Raw genomic sequence first — 18,824 nt, 5'->3', positions numbered from 1 at the left:
GTTGATCCTCGTTCTCGCCTGCGGTCCGTCGCTGGCGATGTCCGGCGATTTCTTCAGGGTGGGCGAAGTGCGCCGCAGCGAAGTCCGGGACGCGGTGGCGGCCCACCGTGCCGCGCAGCGCGAGGAGGTCCGCCGCGAACAGGCGGCCGCGGGCAGGCGCCTGACCGCCGCCGAACTGTTCGAGCTGCGGCAGCAGGTTCGCGGCCAATGGACCCCGCCCGCGACGGGTGCATTGCTCAATTCGGCAGAATCGCAGCCGGCCGAGCGGATCGTGCCGGTGCCGCCGCCGGCAGCCCGCCCGTCCTTGACCGCACCGCGCAGCCAGCGCCGCTGATGCGCGAGCCTGCGGGCGCAGGCTTGTCTTTCATACCAACTCAGGGGAGTACTTCGTCTTGAAGAAAACAATCAAATTGCTCGCGGCGTGCGCCGCCCTGGCCGCCGCCGGCACCGCACTGGCCCAGAACGCTGCGCCAGTACCGCAGAACGTGCTGCAGCTGGCGGCTTCCGGCACGGTCGAAGTGCAGCAGGACATGCTGAGCATGACGCTCGTGACCACCCGCGACGCCCCTGACGCGGCCGCCGTGCAGACGCAGCTGAAGGCGGCGCTCGACGCGGCCCTGGCCGAAGCGAAGAAGAACGCCCAGGCGGGCCAGCTCGACGTGCGCACCGGCAACTTCAGCCTGTCGCCGCGCTATTCCAAGGACGGCAAGATCAACGGTTGGCAAGGCTCGACCGAGCTGGTGCTCGAGGGGCGCGACTTCTCGCGCATTACCCAGGCGGCCGGCCGCATCACGACGCTCAGCGTGGGCAACGTGGGCTTCGGCTTGAGCCGCGAGCAGCGCGCCAAGACCGAAACCGAGGCGCAGAACATCGCCATCGAGAACTTCAAGCAGAAGGCCGGCGAGCTGGCCAAGGGCTTCGGCTTCAGCGGCTACACGCTGCGCGAGGTATCGGTGAACGCGAACGACGGTAGCCCGATCCGCCCGCGCATGATGGCGGTGCAGGCCAAGTCGTTCTCGTCCGACTCGACGGTCCCGGTCGAAGCCGGCAAGACCAGCGTGGTGGTGAGCGTGTCGGGCTCGGTGCAGCTCAAGTAAGGGGCGCGCGTACCGGCAGGCTACCCTTTATTGGGCAGTCCAGCCGCCGTCCATGGCCCAGGCGACGCCTCGGACCTGATCGGCCGCCGGCGAGCACAGGAAGACCGCCAGGCCGCCCAACTGCTCGACGGTGGTGAACTGCAGCGATGGCTGCTTTTCGCCCAGCAGCTCGTTCTGCGCCTGCGCCGCCGTGATGCCTTCGCGCGCGGCGCGGTCGTCGATCTGCTTTTGCACCAGCTGGGTCAGCACCCAGCCGGGGCAGATTGCATTGGCAGTGACGCCGGTGGTCGCGGTTTCGAGCGCGACCGACTTGGTCAGGCCGACGATGCCGTGCTTGGCGGCCACATAGGCCGATTTCTGCGCGGATGCCACGAGGCCATGGGCCGACGCGATATTGATGACGCGGCCCCAGTTGGCTTCGCGCATCGCGGGAATCGCCAGCCGCGTCGTATGGAATGCGCTGGTGAGATTGATGGCGATGATCGCATCCCAGCGTTCGGTGGGAAAGTCTTCGACCTTGGCCACATGCTGGATGCCGGCGTTGTTCACGAGGATGTCGACGCGGCCGAACTTCGACGCGGCGAACTTCATCATGTCTTCGATCTGTTCGGGTTTGCTCATGTCTGCGCCGTGGTACTCGGCGCGTACGCCGAGCGCCTCGATCTGGGCCTTGGGGGCTTCGGCGTCGCCGAAGCCGTTGAGCACGATGTGCGCGCCCTGTTGGGCGAGAGCCTTGGCGATGGCGAGGCCAATGCCGCTGGTGGACCCCGTGACAAGCGCGGTTTTGCCTTTGAGCATGAAGATCAATCTCCGGATGAATTAGGATGCGACGAGACAATTATCCGCACCAGGACGACTTCGTTTTCATGACAGAACCGACGCTTCATTACGTGGCGTGCGATGACGCCCAAGGCGGCCATCGCATGGCCTATTGGCAATGGGGCGACGCGCGCAGTGCGCATGTCGTGATCTGCGTGCACGGGCTGACCCGGCAGGGCCGCGATTTCGACCTGTTGGCTCAGGCCATCGTGGCGCGCGCTGCCGGCGATGTGCGCGTGGTCTGCCCCGACGTGGTGGGCCGTGGGCGCAGCGACTGGCTGCGCGACCCCGCTTTCTATCAGGTGCCGGTGTATGCGGCCGACATGGTCGCGTTGATCGCGCAGCTCCATCGCGAGCAGGCCATCGGCACGCTCGACTACCTCGGCACCAGCATGGGCGGGCTGATCGGCTTCGTGCTCGCGGGCCACAAGGAACTGCCGCTGGCGCGGCCCATCCGCCGCTTCATCGCGAACGATGTCGGTCCGACGATCGAGCCGGCCGCAGTGCAGCGCATCGGCGCCTACGTAGGGAAGAACGGTTCCTACGCGAGTGTGCAGGCGGCAGCCGATGCCATGTGGACGTTGTCGACCAGCTTCGGGCCGCACACGCCCGCGCAGTGGCTGGCGCTGTCGCAGCACATGGTGGTGCCCGCGTCGCAGCGCACTGCCGATGGTTCGGCCAAGGCCGAGGCTGGCGGCGACGAGGGGGCCTGGCTGCTTCACTACGACCCCGCCATCGGCGTGGCGCTGCGCGCCATCACGCCCGAGGCCGCGGCGCAGGGCGGCGCGATCATGTGGAGCCTGTACGACGCCATCGAGGCGCGCACGCTCGTCACGCGGGGCGCCGAATCGGATCTGTTGTCGCGCGAAACCGCACTGGCCATGACACAGCGCGGCCCGCACGCCACGCTGGTCGAGTTCGAAGGCGTGGGCCACGCGCCGACCTTTGTCGATCCCCTGCAGATCGCCGCAGTCACCAACTTCCTGTTCGATTGATTGATTGAAGCGTGAAGCGCGATTCCTCGAGTCTCCAGACGGCACCCATGTCCGACGCGGCCATGGTCGACTATCCGTTGTCCGCGGCAACGGCCGACCGTACGCCGGTGATGGAAAACATGCTGGCGCGCGCGCGTGCGTTCGCCGAACCGCTGATCGCCGACGAGAAGCTCGACACGGGCGAGAACTCGCTCGCGCATGCCGACGCGGTTGCCGCCATCGTCGCGAAGATGGGTGGCTCCGAGGCCATGCAGGCGGCGAGCTATCTGGTTTATTCGTGTCAGCACCTGAATCGCCCGCAGGAGGTGATCGCCAAGGTGTTCGGCGACAACTTTGCAGCGCTCGCCGTCGAGACGACCAAGCTGGTGCGTGTACAGGAGCAGGCCCGCTCCGCGTCGCAGGGGCATCACGTCGAAGGCGCGGGCGCGCAGACCGAGAACGTGCGCAAGATGCTGCTTGCGTTCTCGCGCGACCTTCGCGTGGTGATGCTGCGGCTGGCTTCGCGCCTGCAGACGCTGCGGCATGCGGCCGCAAGCAAGCAGCCTGCGCCCGAGAGCGTGGCGCGCGAGTCGTTGCAGGTGTTCGCGCCACTGGCCAACCGGCTGGGTATCTGGCAGGTGAAGTGGGAGATCGAGGACCTCTCGTTCCGCTTCCTCGAGCCCGAAACCTACAAGCTGATCGCGCGCCTGCTCGACGAAAAGCGCATCGAGCGCGAGGGGCACATCGAGCAACTGCGCTCGCAGCTCGAGCGCGAACTGCAGGCCGAAGGCGTCAAGGCCACTGTGCAGGGGCGCCCCAAGAACATCTACAGCATCGTCAAGAAGATGCGCGGCAAGTCGCTCGACTTCGAGCAGGTCTTCGACATCCTCGCACTGCGCGTGGTGGTGCCCGACGTCAAGGATTGCTACGCGGCGCTGGCGTGGGTGCATTCGCACTTCCAGCCGATCGACGAGGAGTTCGACGACTACATCGCGCGGCCCAAGCCCAACGGCTATCAGTCGCTGCACACGGTGGTGCGCGAGCTGGTGGATGGCAAGGCGGGCAAGCCGATCGAGATCCAGATCCGCACCGAAGAAATGCATGACCACGCCGAGCATGGCGTGGCGGCGCACTGGGCCTACAAGGAAGCGGGCCACAAGGGCTACGCGGGCGTATGGGCGAGTGGCGAGTACGACGCGAAGATCGCGGTGCTGCGGCAACTGCTGGCATGGGAGCGCGATCTGTCGGGCGGCCTGCAGGGTCAGGGTCTGTTCGACGACCGCATCTATGTGCTGACGCCCGATGCCGCTATCGTCGAGTTGCCGCAGGGCGCGACGCCGGTCGACTTTGCCTACACCGTGCACACCACGCTGGGCCATCGCTGCCGCGGAGCGCGCGTCGATGGTGCGATGGTGCCGTTGAACACGCCGCTGTCGAACGGGCAGACGGTCGAGATCATCGCGGCCAAGGAGGGCGGTCCGTCGCGCGACTGGCTCAATGCGGAACTGGGCTATCTGGCCAGCCATCGTGCGCGCGCGAAGGTGCGCGCATGGTTCAACGCACAGATCACGCACGAGACCGTGGCGCGCGGACGCGAAGCGGTCGAGAAGCTGCTGCAGCGCGAAGGCAAGACAGCAGTGCGGCTCGAAGACCTGGCGTCGCAGCTCGGCTTCAAGTCGGCGGACCACCTGTTCGAAGTGGTGGGCAAGGACGAGTTCTCGCTGCGCAACATCGAGACGCTGCTGCGTCCGCCCGAGCCCGCACCGGGGCCGGATGACGGCGTGCTTATCAAGAAGGCGCGCGGCAGCGAAAAATCGGGCAAGGGTGGCGTGCTGGTGGTGGGCGTGTCTTCGCTGATGACGCAGCTCGCCAAGTGCTGCAAGCCCGCGCCGCCCGATGCCATTCGCGGCTTCGTCACGCGGGGCCATGGCGTCAGCGTGCACCGCGGCGATTGCAGCAACTTCCGCACGATGGCAGCGAAGGATGGCGAGCGCGTTATCGATGTGGAGTGGGGCGTTGCGAAGAAGGGTGCCGATGCGCCTGTGTATGCGGTGGACGTGGCCGTCGAGGCGGCCGACCGCCAAGGGCTGCTGCGCGATATCTCCGACGTGTTTGCGCGCGAGAAGATGAACGTGATCGGCGTGCAGACGCAGTCGATCAAGGGCACGGCGTGGATGACGTTCACTGTGGAAATCGCAGATGCCGCGCGGCTCACGCAGGTCCTTGGGCTGGTCACTGCAGTTATTGGTGTGCGATCTGCACGTCGCCGCTGAAAAGCGCGTTTTCTCCTGCTACAATAGCTGCTTCTCGGACACATCCTTAGGCGCGTAGCTCAGCTGGTTAGAGCACCACCTTGACATGGTGGGGGTCGTTGGTTCGAGTCCAATCGCGCCTACCAATTTCTGTTTCAACCCCGGCCAACCACCGGACCCGTTGAACAGAGCATGCACCGGGTTCCCCGGTGCACATATCGTCCCATTTGCGGTGATGCGGAAAAAGCCCTCGACCATGTTGTTGTGCTACCTTGGCCTCTCTGCACCCTCATTCTATTTTTCTTGACAAGCGATCCGATGAATACGCGATCAACGCTGGTTGATCGGGCTCATGCCGACAAGCGCCTTGCGGCGCTGTTGAAGCAGGCTCCCATCGAGTTTGCGCGTGCTGTCTACGGCATCAACGACCACGCGGGTGGACGTACCGACACGATGGCGGCGCGCGAAGTGGCGCGTGCCCAACGCCAGGGCATGCCCTTGACCGAAGAGCGCGCCGAACAGCGCGCTCGTGCCTACCTGCCGACCGTGGGGCAGGAGCACTGTCCGCGCTGCTGGGTGGTCTACGGCCAAAAAACACCGCTGCGTTTTCGAGAGGCCGACGAAGAGCGGCCCGAGTCGGCCGCCTGCCATGCATGCGGCGCGGAGTACGCGACATCGTCGGATTGAGGAAGGCGGCGAGCCCGGTCAGGGTAAACCTTGTCGCGGCGCAGCAAAACCGCTCCCTAGAATCATCCGATGACATGGGCGTCCATGTGAAGGAGTCCGCAGTGCAGAGCAAGAAGTCCGGGGTCAAGCCGGTACAGCGTGTGATCAAGAAGTACCCCAACCGAAGGCTCTACGACACCGAGACATCCACGTACATCACGCTGACCGAGGTGAAGCAGTTGGTCATCCAGAACGCCCAGTTCGTGGTGCGCGATGCCAAGACGGGCGACGACCTCACTCGCAGCATCCTGCTGCAGATCATTCTCGAAGAAGAAGCGGGCGGCGCGCCGATGTTCACCGAGCAGGTCCTGGCCAACATCATCCGGTTCTATGGACAGGCTATGCAGGGCTACATGGGGCCGTATCTCGAGAAGAACATCCAGGCCATGACCGAGGTGCAGGCACAGTTGGCCGAGAAGGCCGAGGGGCTGACGCCCGAAATGTGGTCGCGCTTCATGACCATGCAGTCTCCGATGCTGCAGGGGCTGATGGGCAATTACGTCGAGCAATCGAAGAACGTTTTCCTGCAGATGCAGGAGCAGATGCAGAAAAACACCGAACAGGTACTGGGGGCCTTTGGCATCAAGCGCCCTTGAATGCCCAGCCGTCACCGATAGCTGGGACAATAGAGGCATATGAGCGAAGTTGCCTCCCCCGAACGTACGGCCACGCCGGCCGCCCCCAAGGTCGGATTCGTGAGCCTGGGCTGTCCCAAGGCCCTTACCGATTCCGAACTGATCCTGACCCAGCTGAGTGCCGAGGGTTATCAAACCGCCAAGACTTTCGAAGGCGCCGATCTAGTGATCGTCAACACCTGCGGCTTCATCGACGATGCCGTGAAGGAGAGCCTGGACACCATCGGTGAGGCTTTGGCCGAGAACGGCCGTGTGATCGTCACTGGCTGCCTGGGCGCCAAGACTGGCGACCAGGGGGGCAACCTGGTGCGCCAGATGCACCCGAGCGTGCTGGCCGTGACCGGTCCGCATGCCACGCAGGAGGTGATGGACGCGGTGCATGCGAACCTGCCGAAGCCGCACGATCCGTTTATCGACCTGGTGCCGAACACCTTCGGCGTTGCCGGCCTCAAGCTGACGCCGCGCCACTACGCCTACCTGAAGATCAGCGAAGGCTGCAACCACCGCTGCACCTTCTGCATCATTCCCTCGATGCGCGGCGACCTCGTGTCGCGGCCGGTCGGAGATGTTCTGAGCGAGGCGAAGGCCCTGTTCGAAGGCGGCGTGAAAGAACTGCTGGTGATCAGCCAGGACACTTCGGCCTATGGCGTCGATATGAAGTACCGCACCGGGTTCTGGGATGGCAAGCCGGTCAAGACCCGCATGCTCGAACTGGTGCGCACGCTGGGTGAAATCGCCGAGCCCTACGGCGCATGGGTCCGTTTGCACTACGTGTACCCGTATCCGAGCGTCGACGAAGTCATTCCGCTCATGGCCAGTGGCCAGGTGCTGCCGTACCTCGACGTGCCGTTGCAGCACAGCCATCCCGATGTGCTGAAGCGCATGAAGCGCCCGGCCAGTGGCGAGAAGAATCTGGAGCGGCTGGCGCGCTGGCGCGAGGTGTGCCCGGAGCTTGTGATCCGCAGCACCTTCATCGCCGGCTTTCCTGGCGAGACGGAGCAGGAGTTCGAGCATCTGCTCGACTTCATCCGGGAAGCCGAGATCGATCGTGCTGGTTGCTTTGCCTACAGCCCGGTCGAGGGCGCGACCGCCAATGACATTCCCGGCATGCTGCCCGAGCCGGAGCGTGAAGCGCGTCGCGCCCGCTTCATGGAGGTGGCGGAGATCGTATCGATCGCCAAGCTGCAGAAGCGTGTTGGCTCGACGATGCAGGTGCTGGTTGATTCGGCGCCGGGCATGGGCCGCAAGGGTGGAGTGGGGCGCACGTACGCCGATGCGCCGGAGATCGACGGCACGGTTCGCCTGCTGCCGCCCGAGAAGATCAGCAAGACGCTGAAGGTGGGCGAGTTCACTCGCGCCCGCATCGTGGGCGCCGAGGGCCATGACTTGATCGCGCTGCCCGTTTGATGCTTCAGATTCAAGCGGACAAGAAAAAAGCCACCGGAGGCCGGTGGCTTGAATCGAATGACCTGGTAAGGGTCTTGTTGAATCTGGTGCCCAGAAGAGGACTCGAACCTCCACGATGTTACTCGCTAGTACCTGAAACTAGTGCGTCTACCAATTCCGCCATCTGGGCTTGTTTTTGCTTTTCAGCAAAGATTGCGATTATACATATTTTTGCGAAGCAACTTTGCTGCGCCGGCTGCTCGATGCAAATTCAAGCAGCCATGAAAAAAGCCACCGGAGGCCGGTGGCTTGAATCGAATGACCTGGTAAAGGTCTGTTTAAACTTGGTGCCCAGAAGAGGACTCGAACCTCCACGATGTTACTCGCTAGTACCTGAAACTAGTGCGTCTACCAATTCCGCCATCTGGGCCCACAGAACTGCCGAAGCAGTTATGTTTTGAATTTCAGGAAAGAAGGAGATCATATCAAAAATAATGTCACTTCCAGCGGCTTGCTGGATGAATTCGAAGGAACCGTTCAAGGGCATCGTGACGGGCATGGCTTCGTTCAGCGCGATGACGGCGAGGCAGACATCTACCTGCCCCCGAACGAGATGCGCGCGGTGCTGCACAAGGACCGCGTCAAGGCGCGCGTTGTGCGCCAGGACCGCCGCGGCCGTCCCGAGGGGCGCGTGGTGGAGATCGTCGAGCGTCCCGAGCAGCCCATCATCGGCCGCCTGCTGCACGAAGGCGGCATCTGGCTTGTTGCGCCGGAAGACAAGCGCTACGGACAGGACGTCCTGATTCCCAAGGGCGCCACCGGTCCCGCAAAGGTGGGGCAGGTGGTGGTCGTGCAACTCACCGAGCCGCCGGCGTTGTTCGGCCAGCCGGTGGGCCGCGTGAAGGAAGTGCTGGGCGAGATCGACGACCCCGGCATGGAGATCGAGATCGCCGTGCGCAAGTACGGCGTGCCGCATGAATTTTCCGCAGAGTGCCTGGCCGAGGCCAAGGCGCTGCCAGAGAAGGTTCGTCCCGCCGACAAGAAGGGGCGCGTGGACCTCACCGACATTCCGCTCGTCACCATCGACGGTGAAGACGCGCGCGACTTCGACGACGCCGTGTACTGCGAGCCTGCGAAGGTGGGCCGTGGCAAGGGCTGGCGCTTGCTGGTTGCGATCGCCGACGTCAGCGCCTACGTGCAGACGGGTTCGGGCATCGACATCGACGCCTACGACCGCGCCACCAGCGTCTACTTCCCGCGCCGCGTCATTCCGATGCTGCCCGAGAAGTTGTCGAACGGCCTGTGCTCGCTGAACCCCGAGGTCGAGCGCCTGTGCATGGTGTGCGACATGCTCGTGGCCGCAGACGGCGAGATCTACGCCTACCAGTTCTATCCGGCCGTGATGTTCAGCCATGCGCGCTTCACGTACACCGAAGTGGCGGCCATCCTTGGCAACACACGCGGCCCCGAAGCCGCCAAGCGCAAGGACCGCGTCAAGGATCTGCTGAACCTCGCCGATGTCTACAAGGCGCTGCTCAAGCAACGCGGCAAGCGCGGCGCGGTCGACTTCGAAACCACCGAGACGCAGATCATCTGCGACGACGCCGGGCGCATCGAAAAGATCGTTCCGCGCACGCGCAACGAAGCGCACCGCCTGATCGAGGAAGCGATGCTCGCGGCCAACGTCTGCAGCGCCGACTTCATCGCCGAAGGCAAGCACCCGGGCCTGTACCGCGTGCACGAAGGCCCGACGCCCGAGAAGAAGGAAATCCTGCGTGGCTACCTGAAGGCGATGGGCGTGGGCCTGAGCATCACCGACGACCCCAGGCCGGGCGAGTTCCAGGCGATTGCCGAGGCCACGAAAGAGCGCCCCGATGCGCAGCAGATCCACACCATGCTGCTGCGCTCGATGCAGCAGGCGATCTATACGCCGATCAACAGCGGCCACTTCGGCCTGGCCTACGAGGCCTACACGCATTTCACGAGCCCGATCCGGCGCTATCCGGATTTGCTGGTGCATCGTGTGATCAAGGCGATCCTCGGCAAGACGCGCTACCAGCTGCCGATGCTGCCCACGCCCGGCGAAGCGCACGCCAAACTGGCCAAGCGGCTTGCGTCGCGCGTGAAGGCGCCGACCAACAAGCCGCAGAAGGCCACTGTGGCGCCAAGCAAGGAAGTGCTCGCATGGGAGGCCGCGGGCCTGCATTGCAGCGCCAACGAGCGCCGAGCCGACGAAGCCAGCCGTGACGTCGAGGCGTGGCTCAAGTGCAAGTACATGCGCGAGCACCTCGGCGAGGAATACGGCGGTGTGGTCACGGCCGCCACGACTTTCGGCATCTTCGTCACGCTCGATGCGATGTACGTCGAGGGCCTGGTGCACATCACCGAGCTTGGCGGCGAGTACTTCAAGTTCGACGAGATGCGCCAGGAATTGCGCGGCGAGCGCACCGGCATCCGCTACGCCATCGGCACGCGGGTGCGGGTGCAGGTGAGCCGCGTCGACCTCGACGGCCGCAAGATCGACTTCCGCCTCGTGCGCGAAGGCGAAGAGCTGGCGACCCGTGCCATGAAGGACAAGGGCGTGGCATCGGGCGTGCCGGTCAAGGCCTCGGCCAAGCGCAGCACGCGCCAGAAGGCTGAAGCCGGCAACGCCGAGCCGCGCGCGGAGCGCGGTTCCTCGCCTGCGGCAGGACCGCAGTCGGCAATGCAGGCCTTCAAGTCGGCGGTCAAGAAGGCCGCCAACAAGATGAAGGGGCRCAAGCCGCGCCGATGAAGCCCAGGCCGCACGAACCATCGACCAACCCAAGAAGAGAAAGAGACACACAGCATGAGCGCTGAAGACAACAAGGGCCGCATCGCCATCGTCACGGGGGCGGGCTCCGGCATCGGCCGCGCAGCCGCACTGGCGCTGTTGGGCGACGGCTGGAGCGTGGCGCTGGCGGGGCGCCGCCTGGAGCCGCTGGAACAGGTGGCGCAAGAATCGGGTGCCGGCGCGCGCGCCTTCGCGGTGCCGACCGACGTGGCCAATGCGGACTCGGTGCAAGCCCTGTTCGCGGCCACGGTCGAGCGCTTCGGCCGTGTCGACCTGCTGTTCAACAACGCCGGCGTGGGCAACCCGCCGGGCCCGTTCGAGGACTGGACGCCCGCGCAGTGGCAGGGTGTTGTCGACATCAACCTGACGGGCATGTTCTTCTGCATCCAGCAGGCGTTCCGCACGATGAAGGCGCAAACGCCGCAGGGGGGCCGCATCATCAACAACGGCTCCATCTCGGCCACCGCGCCGCGGCCGAACTCGGCTGCCTATACGGCGACCAAGCATGCGGTCGAAGGGCTGACGAAAACTGCGTCGCTCGATGGCCGCAAGTACGACATCGCGGTGGGGCAGGTCGACGTCGGCAATGCCATGACCGAACTGGCCGCACGCATGGCCAAGGGCGTGCCGCAAGCCAACGGCGAACTTGCGATCGAGCCGCTGATCGACGTCAAGATCGTGGGCCAGTCGGTGCTCTACATGGCAAACCTGCCGCTGGAAGCCAACGTGCTGTTCCACACCATCATGGCGACGAAGATGCCCTTCGTCGGGCGCGGCTAAGCGCCGTCAGGCGGACGCACGGCGGGCCAGCGTGCCGGCCGTGAGCGGGGCGGCATCGGCCGGCCAGGTATCGGCGATGTGGCCGTGCTGCCAGACGGCTTCGTGCGCCGCCTCGAAGGCTGGCTGGCGCATGGCCAGTGCCGCGCCGATCATGCCGGCCAGCACGTCGCCGGTGCCGGCCGTCGCGAGGCGCGCATTGCCGGTCAGGTTGATGATGGGTGGTGCGCCGCGGGCGTCGGCAACCACAGTGCCTGAACCCTTGAGCACTGTCACGACACCGAAGCGCGCGGCGAGTTGGTGGGCTGCGGCCAGCCTGTCGGCCTGGACCTCGCCGACCGGGCAGCCTAGCAGGCGCGCCGCTTCCAGCGGATGCGGCGTGATCACGGTGGGTGCTCCGCCTTTTCCTCGCAATACCAATTGGGCTTGCAGCGCGCCATCGGCTGCGATGGCATTGAGCGCGTCGGCATCGAGTACCAGTGCGGCCGCCGTCGAGAGCGCGCGCGGCAGCAGTTCGGCCACGGCCTTTGCGCCGCCGCATCCGCACACTGCTGTCATGCCTGACAGGTCGAGCGTTCGGGCGTCGCGCAGCATCAGTTCGGGTTGCGCGATGTCGACGGGGGCCGCGCTCGGATCGAGCAGCCCGACGAATACGCGCCCCGCACCGCTGTGCAAAGCCGCCGACCCGGCCAGCAGCGCGGCTCCTGCCATGCCGAGCGCGCCGCCGATCACCGCGACATCGCCAAAACTGCCCTTGTGCGACGCATGTGCGCGCCGCCGAGCTTCGGGCGCCCCGGCGATCCGGGCCGCGGGTTGATCCTTGAATGCGCCGCAACCCAGATCGTCGAACCACACGGCGCCTGCCGCATCGCGGCCCTGGGCGGTGAACAGGCCGGGCTTCAGCGTGAGGAAGGTGACGCAGCTGCGCGTCGATGTCTGGGCAGGTTCGATGCCGTGGGTTAGCGTGCCCGTGTCGGCATTCAGGCCCGATGGCACGTCGACGCTGAGCACCGGCCGGGCACTTGCATGCATATTCGCCAGCCATTCGGCCATCGTGCCTTCGGGTGGCCGAGTCGATCCAATGCCGAGCAGCGCGTCGATGGCCAGTTCATAGGCCGAAGGCGGTGTCGATGCGAATGTCACGCCTGCGTCGCGGGCGCGCTGCAGCGATGCCTTGGCGTCCGGCGGCAAGCGGCTTTCATCCCCCAGGAAGGTGACGACCGGAAAGAAGCCCCTGTGCCGCAACTGCGCAGCGGCCTCGAAGCCATCGCCGCCGTTGTTGCCTGGCCCGCAGGCCACCCAGATCGTCCGTGCATGCGGCGCGATCGCCATTGCCAGCCGTGCGACTGCGAGGCCGGCACGCTGCATCAGCGCGTGCGCGGGCAGGGCGGCCGCCGCAGCCTGTTCGATGCGGCGCGTGGCGGCGATGTCGAACAGCTCGGCGACGGTGGCGGACGTGATGCGTTGCATCGGCGCATTGTGCCGTCGCGTCGTCTCCTTATCATCCGGGGATGAATCTCAAGAGCGTCGGCTGGGTGCTCGTCCTGCTTTGCGCGGCGCTCGTCTTCTTCGTGGCTGCGACGATGTCGTGGATTGCAGGGCTGGGATGGGTCCTGGGCCTGCTGTGCTGCGTGTGGGGCGTCTTTCTGCTGGCCGATTTGAAGCGATGGGTGGCTTTGCGGGACCTGGCATGGGCCGCCAATGTCGGCTTCGGCATCAGCGTGGTCCGCTGGTTTGACGTGCCGTCCGAAACCGTTTCCGGTCTGGTGCGCCTCGCGCTGCTGAGTGCTGATGCGCTGTGCCTGGGTTTCTTTGTGCTGGTCGGCCCCGGTTTGCTGGGATGGACTGCGCAGAAACTCCGGCCGCCGCCGGAGCCCGCGTTGCCCGTCGAGCAGCCGGCCTGCGCCGAGCGCCTGCGCCGGTGGGGTCCTAAAGACTGAGCCGTTCGACGCCCAGGCCTTCGAGGTCGATGCCAGGGTCTTGTCCGGCGATCAGGTCGCCCAGCACGCGCGCGCTACCACATGACAGCGCCCAGCCGCTCGAGCCGTGGCCGAGATTGAGCCACACGCCGGGGATGCCGCTTGCGCCCAGCACGGGCGGGCCGTCGGGCAGCATCGGCCGCGCGCCTTTCCATTGCTGTACGCCGGACTGCAGCGTGGCCGCGCCCGGGAACCAGTCGTGCAGCACCTTGTAGAGCGTCTGCACGGCAGCCGGATTCATCGTGTCGAGCGAGCCGCCGATCTCGGCTCCGCCAGCCACGCGCACGCGCTGGCCCAGACGGGAGATGGCAACCTTGTAGCGCTCGTCCATCACCGCGCTGCGCGGTGCATTGAGCGGTTCGCGGATCGGCGCACTGATCGAATGGCCGTAGACCGGCGCCATCGGGATGCGCAGCCCCAGCGGCCGCAGCAGCGACGCCGACGCCAGGCCGGCGCACATCACGACCGCGTCGTAGCGCACCGGGTCCGAGCCGCTCGCCAAAGACAGCGAAGTGGGCGCCGCGCGGCTCAGGGGGGCAATGTCGCAGTTGAAGTGAAACTGGGCGCCGAGCGACTCGGCCTCCCACTTGAGGAGCAGTGCGAACTGCCGGCAGTTGGCCACTTCATCGTCGGGCAGGTGGATGGCGCCCGCCAGCGGGGCCTCGGGGTTGAGGGCCGGCTCGATCAGCCGGGCCTCGTCTGCATCGATTTCCTTGAAAACGCTGCCGGCCGCGCGCAGTACGTCGAGCCCGGGCTGCACCAGCTTCTTTTCGCGCTTGGAACGCAGCAGCACCAGGTAGCCGTCGCTGCGTTCGTAGCTGAGCTCGCGCGCCTCGGTCACTTCGTGCAGGCGGTTGCGGCTGTAGAAGGCCAGGCGCTGCATGCGTGCGCGATTGGCGAGGTAGGTTTCGAGCTTGCAGGCCTTTTGCCAGCGCGACAGCCAGCCTATGTCGCGCGAAGCCAGCGGCCATCGCAGCTTGACGGCGCCGTGCGAGGACAGCAGCGAACGCAGCACCTTGCCGCGCATGCCGGGGGCGGCCCATGGCGTGACGTACCCGGGAGCGACCACGCCGGCGTTGGCGAAGCTGGCTTCTTCTGCGGCGGCGCCCCTGCGCTCGAACACGGTCACTTCATGGCCGTCGGAAACCAGTTCCCAGGCGGTGGTGACGCCGACGATGCCGGCGCCCACGATCGCGATTTTCATTGAATTTTCTGGATAAGAGAGATGGTTGGCGCCTGTGAGTTGGGCAGCGTCGGTTGTTATTTTTGCAGCGAGCGCTCGGCCTGGAGCGCAACTGCGAGCACGGCGTCGTCGTGCAGCGCGGCGTGCCACAGCATCAGGCCGACCGGCAGTTCGCCGTCGACGTGGCAGGGCAGCGAGATGGCGCAGCCGTCGAGCATGTTGACGATCGATGGATTGCGCAGCAGCAGTGTATTGACGCGGAAGAATTCGTCGTCGCGCTCGGCGCCCGGCGCCACGCTGGAGAGGGACGGCGCGGTGATCGGCACGGTCGGCGACAGGACGGCGTCGAACGGGGCGAGTGCGGTTTCGACGCGGGCGATCCAGTCGCGGCGGGCATGCATCAGGTCGATGTATTCGTGCGCCTTCATCGTGGCACCGCGCAGGATGCGCTGGACCACGCGCGGATCGTAGCCTGCGCCGCTGCGCTCCAGCAGCAGGCGGTGCCAGGCGTAAGACTCGGCTGCCGAGAAGCCGCCGGTGGCGTTGATGGTGGTCAACTCGGCCAGTTCGGGCAGTTCGATCTCGATGATGCGGGCGCCGGCGGCCCGCAACGCCTTCAGCGAGCGCTCGACAGCGGCGGCCACGGCGGGTTCGATACTGTCGAAGAACACGTTCTTCACTACCGCCAGCCTGTAGGCGGCCAGCGGGGCGTTGCCGGCGGTCACGCGCCGCGCGGCGAGGATTTCGTGCACCGTGATGGCGTCGCGCACCGACCGCGTCATGGCGCAAACCGTGTCCAGGGTGGTCGAGAGCGGCAGTGCGCCTTCCGCAGGTGTCAGCCGGGCCGTGTTCTTGAAGCCGACGATGCCGTTCAGCGCCGCCGGGATGCGGATCGAGCCGCCGGTGTCGGAGCCCAGCCCGATGAACGCAGCGCCGCTGGCCACCGACACTGCCGCGCCGGACGACGAGCCGCCCGGGATGCGGGGCGTGGCGGCGTCGCACGCGTTGGCCGGCGTGCCGTGGTGCGGATTGACGCCGACGCCCGAGAAGGCGAACTCCGTCATGTTGGTGCGGCCGGTCAGCACGCCGCCCGCGGCGCGCAGCCGCGCCACGGCAAGGGCGTCGGCCTTGGCAGCGGGCGCATGGGCCAGCACTGCAGAGCCGGCGGGCGTTGGCTGGCCTTCGACATCGAACAGGTCCTTCGCGGTGAAGGCCAGTCCGGAAAGGCGGCTATCGGGGGTCGACGCGGCGGCAGTCTGGCGGGCCTCGTCGAACATGGTGCGGGTGAAGACGTGCGCGCAGGCCGGGGACAGGGCGATGCCGATGGCGCGCTCCATTTCGGTGCGGGCGTCGGAGCCACCTGCCAGAAGGGTAAAGCGAGTGGCGTGAAGGTCGTTCATGGAGGCTGCGGATGCCGTGAGGCGGCTCGGTTTCGAGGGAGAGGAGGCGGCGGCCGTGCTATACTCTTTGGGTTTCGCTGGCAAAGCGACGGCTTTCGTTGCATCCAGCCAGACACATCCGCAAACCGGCCCAATCAAGGTGTTGTGACTCCGTTCAAAAGAGCACAAAACGGGCTGGATTTTAGACCCAACCTTTGGAGTAATTTCAATGTCTACCACCATGCGCGAAATGCTGGAAGCAGGTGTCCATTTCGGTCACCAAACCCGCTTCTGGAACCCCAAGATGGCCCCGTTCATCTTCGGCCATCGCAACAAGATCCACATCATCAACCTGGAAAAGTCGCTCCCGATGTTCCAGGATGCGATGAAGTACGCCAAGCAGCTCACCGCCAACCGCGGCACGATCCTGATGGTCGGCACGAAGCGCCAGGCCCGTGAAATCGTGGCTGCCGAGGCTCGCCGCGCCGGCGTGCCTTTCGTCGACACCCGCTGGCTCGGCGGCATGCTGACCAACTTCAAGACGGTCAAGACCTCGATCAAGCGCCTGAAGGACATGAAGGCCCAGCAGGAAGCCGGTCTCGACTCGCTGAGCAAGAAGGAGCAACTGACCTTCTCGCGCGAAATCGAGAAGCTCGAAAAGGACATCGGCGGCATCCAGGACATGACCGCGCTGCCCGACGCCATCTTCGTGATCGACGTGGGCTTCCACAAGATCGCCGTGGCCGAAGCCAAGAAGCTCGGCATTCCGCTGATCGGCGTGGTGGACTCCAACCACTCGCCCGAAGGCATCGACTATGTGATTCCTGGCAACGACGACTCGTCGAAGGCTGTCACGCTGTACGCCCGCGGCATCGCTGACGCGATCATCGAAGGCCGCAACAGCGCCACCGGTGACGTGGTCAAGGCCATCGCCGAAGGCAGCGACGAATTCGTCGAAGTCGAAGAGGGCGCTTCGGCCTGATAGGCGCGCTCGCGAGCCTGAAGAAGGGGCTTTGGTGCCCCTTTTTTTTAACCTGATTTTTGGATTTACGGAGATACAACAATGGCTGCAATCACCGCAAGCATGGTCGGCGAACTGCGCGCAAAGACCGACGCGCCGATGATGGAATGCAAGAAGGCCCTGACCGAGGCCGACGGCAACATGGAAAAGGCCGAAGAGCTGCTGCGCATCAAGCTCGGCAACAAGGCTGGCAAGGCATCGGGCCGCATCACTGCCGAAGGCGTGGTCACGGCATTCGTCGATGGCGCTGCCGGCGGCATGATCGAAATCAACTGCGAAACCGACTTCGTCACCAAGAACGACAGCTTCCTGGCCATGGCCAACGCTGCCGCGATGCTGGTCGCCAAGAACAACCCGGCCGACATCGCTGCGCTGGGCGCGCTGCCTTACGAGCAGGACGGCTTCGGCCCGACGCTCGAGGACGTGCGCAAGGGCCTGATTGGCAAGATCGGCGAGAACATGAGCTTTCGCCGCTTCAAGCACTTTGCCGGCAACGGCAAGCTGGCTTCGTACCTGCACGGCACGCGCATCGGCGTGATGGTCGAGTTCGAGGGCGACGATACGTCGGCCAAGGACGTGGCGATGCACATTGCCGCCATGAAGCCGGTCGCCATCCAGGCGTCGGACGTGCCTGTCGAGCTGATCGAAAAAGAGCGCGCCGTGGCTGCCGGCAAGGCTGCCGAAGACCGCAAGGTAGCCGAGGCCGAAGGCAAGAAGCCGCAGCCCGACGACATCGTTGCCAAGCGCATCGAAGGCGGCGTGCAGAAGTACCTGAAGGAAGTCTCGCTGCACAACCAGCCGTTCGTGAAGAACGACAAGCAGACCGTCGAGCAGATGCTCAAGGCTGCCGACACCTCGATCAAGGGCTTTACCTTGTACGTGGTCGGCGAAGGCATTGAGAAGAAAGTTGACGACTTCGCTGCGGAAGTTGCCGCGCAGGTCGCAGCAGCCAAGGCCGCTGCCTAAGCCTTTCGGGCTCCAGCGACGGTGCGCCACGCGTGCCGTCGCTTTTTCATCGCTACGTTTTACACTCGTCCCCGCCAAATCAAAGGAAATTGCCCATGTCTGATGCCCGCCCAGCCCACAAGCGAATCTTGTTGAAGCTGTCGGGAGAGGCATTGATGGGCGATGACGCCTTCGGCATCAACCGCGCCACCATCGTGCGCATGGTGCAGGAAGTGGCCGAGGTCGTGAACATGGGCGTCCAGGTGGCGGTCGTGATCGGGGGCGGCAACATCTTCCGCGGCGTCGCGGGTGGCTCGGTCGGCATGGACCGCGCCACGGCCGACTACATGGGCATGCTGGCCACCGTGATGAACTCGCTGGCGCTGGCMGACGCAATGGACAAGCAGGGGCTCGTAGCCCGCGTGATGTCCGCCATTGCCATCGAGCAGGTGGTCGAGCCCTATGTGCGCCCCAAGGCCCTGCAGTACCTCGAAGAGGGCAAGGTCGTGGTGTTCGCGGCCGGCACGGGCAATCCGTTCTTCACCACCGATACGGCCGCCGCGCTGCGCGGCGCCGAGATCGGCGCCGAGCTCGTGCTCAAGGCGACCAAGGTCGACGGCGTCTATACCGCCGACCCCAAGACCAACCCCGATGCAACGCGCTACGCCACGCTGACTTTCGACGAGGCGATCGCAAAAAATCTCGGCATCATGGATGCCACGGCCTTCGCGCTGTGCCGCGACCAGAAGCTGCCGATCAAGGTGTTCTCGATCCTCAAGAACGGTGCGCTCAAGCGCGTCGTGATGGGCGAGGACGAGGGCACGCTGGTGCATGCCTAG

Annotated in this window: 17 protein-coding genes and 3 tRNA genes; 14 read left to right on the top strand and 6 right to left on the bottom strand. The window is 65.4% G+C overall.

Features of this window, described 5'->3' with window-relative positions:
* Nucleotide 1 precedes the first annotated feature (1 nt).
* Both AC1DFC_RS04300 and AC1DFC_RS04295 read left to right on the top strand, forming a co-directional pair.
* Nucleotides 2-334, top strand: coding sequence for a hypothetical protein (locus AC1DFC_RS04300; protein ID WP_237726157.1), 333 nt, complete (start codon nucleotides 2-4; stop codon nucleotides 332-334).
* Nucleotides 335-392: 58 nt separating this feature from the next.
* The gene (locus AC1DFC_RS04295; RefSeq protein ID WP_007837012.1) at nucleotides 393-1,097 is read left to right on the top strand and encodes an SIMPL domain-containing protein; all 705 of its coding nucleotides are present in this window, start codon (nucleotides 393-395) and stop codon (nucleotides 1,095-1,097) included.
* A gap of 27 nt (nucleotides 1,098-1,124) precedes the next feature.
* On the opposite strand, the gene AC1DFC_RS04290 is transcribed toward AC1DFC_RS04295, so the two are convergent.
* Nucleotides 1,125-1,895, bottom strand: a complete 771-nt coding sequence (locus tag AC1DFC_RS04290; protein WP_056594347.1) for a 3-hydroxybutyrate dehydrogenase — start codon at nucleotides 1,893-1,895, stop codon at nucleotides 1,125-1,127.
* Between the two features lie 26 nt (nucleotides 1,896-1,921).
* On the opposite strand from AC1DFC_RS04290, the gene AC1DFC_RS04285 reads away from it, so the two are divergent.
* From AC1DFC_RS04285 to rimO, 6 genes are all read left to right on the top strand, one after another.
* Nucleotides 1,922-2,911: an alpha/beta fold hydrolase gene (locus AC1DFC_RS04285; protein ID WP_413313924.1), complete on the top strand. Its 990-nt coding sequence runs from the start codon at nucleotides 1,922-1,924 to the stop codon at nucleotides 2,909-2,911.
* A gap of 47 nt (nucleotides 2,912-2,958) precedes the next feature.
* Complete coding sequence (locus tag AC1DFC_RS04280) at nucleotides 2,959-5,163, top strand: RelA/SpoT family protein (RefSeq protein WP_413749400.1); 2,205 nt, start codon at nucleotides 2,959-2,961, stop codon at nucleotides 5,161-5,163.
* A gap of 48 nt (nucleotides 5,164-5,211) precedes the next feature.
* A tRNA-Val gene (locus AC1DFC_RS04275) sits at nucleotides 5,212-5,288 on the top strand.
* Between the two features lie 172 nt (nucleotides 5,289-5,460).
* Nucleotides 5,461-5,829 (top strand): hypothetical protein, encoded by a 369-nt coding sequence (locus tag AC1DFC_RS04270; RefSeq protein WP_007837006.1) that lies wholly within the window; start codon nucleotides 5,461-5,463, stop codon nucleotides 5,827-5,829.
* Between the two features lie 74 nt (nucleotides 5,830-5,903).
* Complete coding sequence (gene phaR, locus AC1DFC_RS04265) at nucleotides 5,904-6,464, top strand: polyhydroxyalkanoate synthesis repressor PhaR (protein WP_007837005.1); 561 nt, start codon at nucleotides 5,904-5,906, stop codon at nucleotides 6,462-6,464.
* 39 nt (nucleotides 6,465-6,503) lie between these two features.
* Nucleotides 6,504-7,910, top strand: coding sequence for a 30S ribosomal protein S12 methylthiotransferase RimO (gene rimO / locus AC1DFC_RS04260; protein WP_007837004.1), 1,407 nt, complete (start codon nucleotides 6,504-6,506; stop codon nucleotides 7,908-7,910).
* Nucleotides 7,911-7,994: 84 nt separating this feature from the next.
* On the opposite strand, the gene AC1DFC_RS04255 is transcribed toward rimO, so the two are convergent.
* Nucleotides 7,995-8,079: transfer RNA gene (locus AC1DFC_RS04255), tRNA-Leu, on the bottom strand.
* Between the two features lie 155 nt (nucleotides 8,080-8,234).
* Nucleotides 8,235-8,319 (bottom strand) — tRNA-Leu (locus AC1DFC_RS04250).
* A gap of 81 nt (nucleotides 8,320-8,400) precedes the next feature.
* Between AC1DFC_RS04250 and rnr the strand changes: the two genes are divergently transcribed.
* Together rnr and AC1DFC_RS04240 are read left to right on the top strand one after the other, a co-directional pair.
* On the top strand, nucleotides 8,401-10,662 hold the full coding sequence (gene rnr / locus AC1DFC_RS04245; RefSeq protein ID WP_478178705.1) for a ribonuclease R: 2,262 nt from the start codon (nucleotides 8,401-8,403) through the stop codon (nucleotides 10,660-10,662).
* Between the two features lie 54 nt (nucleotides 10,663-10,716).
* The gene (locus AC1DFC_RS04240; RefSeq protein ID WP_007837002.1) at nucleotides 10,717-11,481 is read left to right on the top strand and encodes an SDR family oxidoreductase; all 765 of its coding nucleotides are present in this window, start codon (nucleotides 10,717-10,719) and stop codon (nucleotides 11,479-11,481) included.
* A 6-nt stretch (nucleotides 11,482-11,487) separates the two neighbouring features.
* Here AC1DFC_RS04240 and AC1DFC_RS04235 read toward each other — a convergent pair whose 3' ends face one another.
* Nucleotides 11,488-12,948: an NAD(P)H-hydrate dehydratase gene (locus tag AC1DFC_RS04235; protein ID WP_413331522.1), complete on the bottom strand. Its 1,461-nt coding sequence runs from the start codon at nucleotides 12,946-12,948 to the stop codon at nucleotides 11,488-11,490.
* A 41-nt stretch (nucleotides 12,949-12,989) separates the two neighbouring features.
* On the opposite strand from AC1DFC_RS04235, the gene AC1DFC_RS04230 reads away from it, so the two are divergent.
* Nucleotides 12,990-13,418 carry a hypothetical protein gene (locus AC1DFC_RS04230; protein WP_478178704.1) on the top strand — a complete coding sequence of 143 codons (429 nt, stop codon included), beginning with the start codon at nucleotides 12,990-12,992 and terminating at the stop codon, nucleotides 13,416-13,418.
* On the opposite strand, the gene AC1DFC_RS04225 is transcribed toward AC1DFC_RS04230, so the two are convergent.
* Both AC1DFC_RS04225 and AC1DFC_RS04220 read right to left on the bottom strand, forming a co-directional pair.
* Nucleotides 13,408-14,661 (bottom strand): D-amino acid dehydrogenase, encoded by a 1,254-nt coding sequence (locus tag AC1DFC_RS04225; RefSeq protein ID WP_413331520.1) that lies wholly within the window; start codon nucleotides 14,659-14,661, stop codon nucleotides 13,408-13,410. The genes AC1DFC_RS04230 and AC1DFC_RS04225 overlap by 11 nt on opposite strands.
* Before the next feature lie 56 nt (nucleotides 14,662-14,717).
* Nucleotides 14,718-16,040 carry an amidase gene (locus AC1DFC_RS04220; protein ID WP_007836998.1) on the bottom strand — a complete coding sequence of 441 codons (1,323 nt, stop codon included), beginning with the start codon at nucleotides 16,038-16,040 and terminating at the stop codon, nucleotides 14,718-14,720.
* A 208-nt stretch (nucleotides 16,041-16,248) separates the two neighbouring features.
* On the opposite strand from AC1DFC_RS04220, the gene rpsB reads away from it, so the two are divergent.
* From rpsB to pyrH, 3 genes are all read left to right on the top strand, one after another.
* Entirely contained in the window at nucleotides 16,249-17,001 is a 753-nt protein-coding gene (gene rpsB / locus AC1DFC_RS04215; protein ID WP_007836997.1) for a 30S ribosomal protein S2, read from the top strand.
* Between the two features lie 81 nt (nucleotides 17,002-17,082).
* Entirely contained in the window at nucleotides 17,083-18,006 is a 924-nt protein-coding gene (tsf, locus tag AC1DFC_RS04210; protein WP_007836995.1) for a translation elongation factor Ts, read from the top strand.
* Between the two features lie 95 nt (nucleotides 18,007-18,101).
* Nucleotides 18,102-18,824, top strand: a complete 723-nt coding sequence (gene pyrH / locus AC1DFC_RS04205; protein ID WP_007836993.1) for a UMP kinase — start codon at nucleotides 18,102-18,104, stop codon at nucleotides 18,822-18,824.

The organism is Variovorax sp. 10L421, assembly GCF_056395365.1.
Note: the sequence above shows the minus strand (reverse complement) of the source record. Positions and strands in the feature narration are given on the sequence as shown.

Coding starts and splice junctions, on each gene's coding strand:
- AC1DFC_RS04225 (WP_413331520.1), bottom strand. CDS start 14,661: ATGAAAATCGCGATCGTGGGCGCCGGCATCGTCGGCGTCACCACCGCC.
- AC1DFC_RS04230 (WP_478178704.1), top strand. CDS start 12,990: ATGAATCTCAAGAGCGTCGGCTGGGTGCTCGTCCTGCTTTGCGCGGCG.
- AC1DFC_RS04235 (WP_413331522.1), bottom strand. CDS start 12,948: ATGCAACGCATCACGTCCGCCACCGTCGCCGAGCTGTTCGACATCGCC.
- AC1DFC_RS04290 (WP_056594347.1), bottom strand. CDS start 1,895: ATGCTCAAAGGCAAAACCGCGCTTGTCACGGGGTCCACCAGCGGCATT.
- phaR (WP_007837005.1), top strand. CDS start 5,904: ATGGGCGTCCATGTGAAGGAGTCCGCAGTGCAGAGCAAGAAGTCCGGG.
- AC1DFC_RS04270 (WP_007837006.1), top strand. CDS start 5,461: ATGAATACGCGATCAACGCTGGTTGATCGGGCTCATGCCGACAAGCGC.
- tsf (WP_007836995.1), top strand. CDS start 17,083: ATGGCTGCAATCACCGCAAGCATGGTCGGCGAACTGCGCGCAAAGACC.
- rpsB (WP_007836997.1), top strand. CDS start 16,249: ATGTCTACCACCATGCGCGAAATGCTGGAAGCAGGTGTCCATTTCGGT.
- AC1DFC_RS04220 (WP_007836998.1), bottom strand. CDS start 16,040: ATGAACGACCTTCACGCCACTCGCTTTACCCTTCTGGCAGGTGGCTCC.
- AC1DFC_RS04240 (WP_007837002.1), top strand. CDS start 10,717: ATGAGCGCTGAAGACAACAAGGGCCGCATCGCCATCGTCACGGGGGCG.
- AC1DFC_RS04285 (WP_413313924.1), top strand. CDS start 1,922: ATGCGACGAGACAATTATCCGCACCAGGACGACTTCGTTTTCATGACA.
- rimO (WP_007837004.1), top strand. CDS start 6,504: ATGAGCGAAGTTGCCTCCCCCGAACGTACGGCCACGCCGGCCGCCCCC.
- AC1DFC_RS04280 (WP_413749400.1), top strand. CDS start 2,959: ATGTCCGACGCGGCCATGGTCGACTATCCGTTGTCCGCGGCAACGGCC.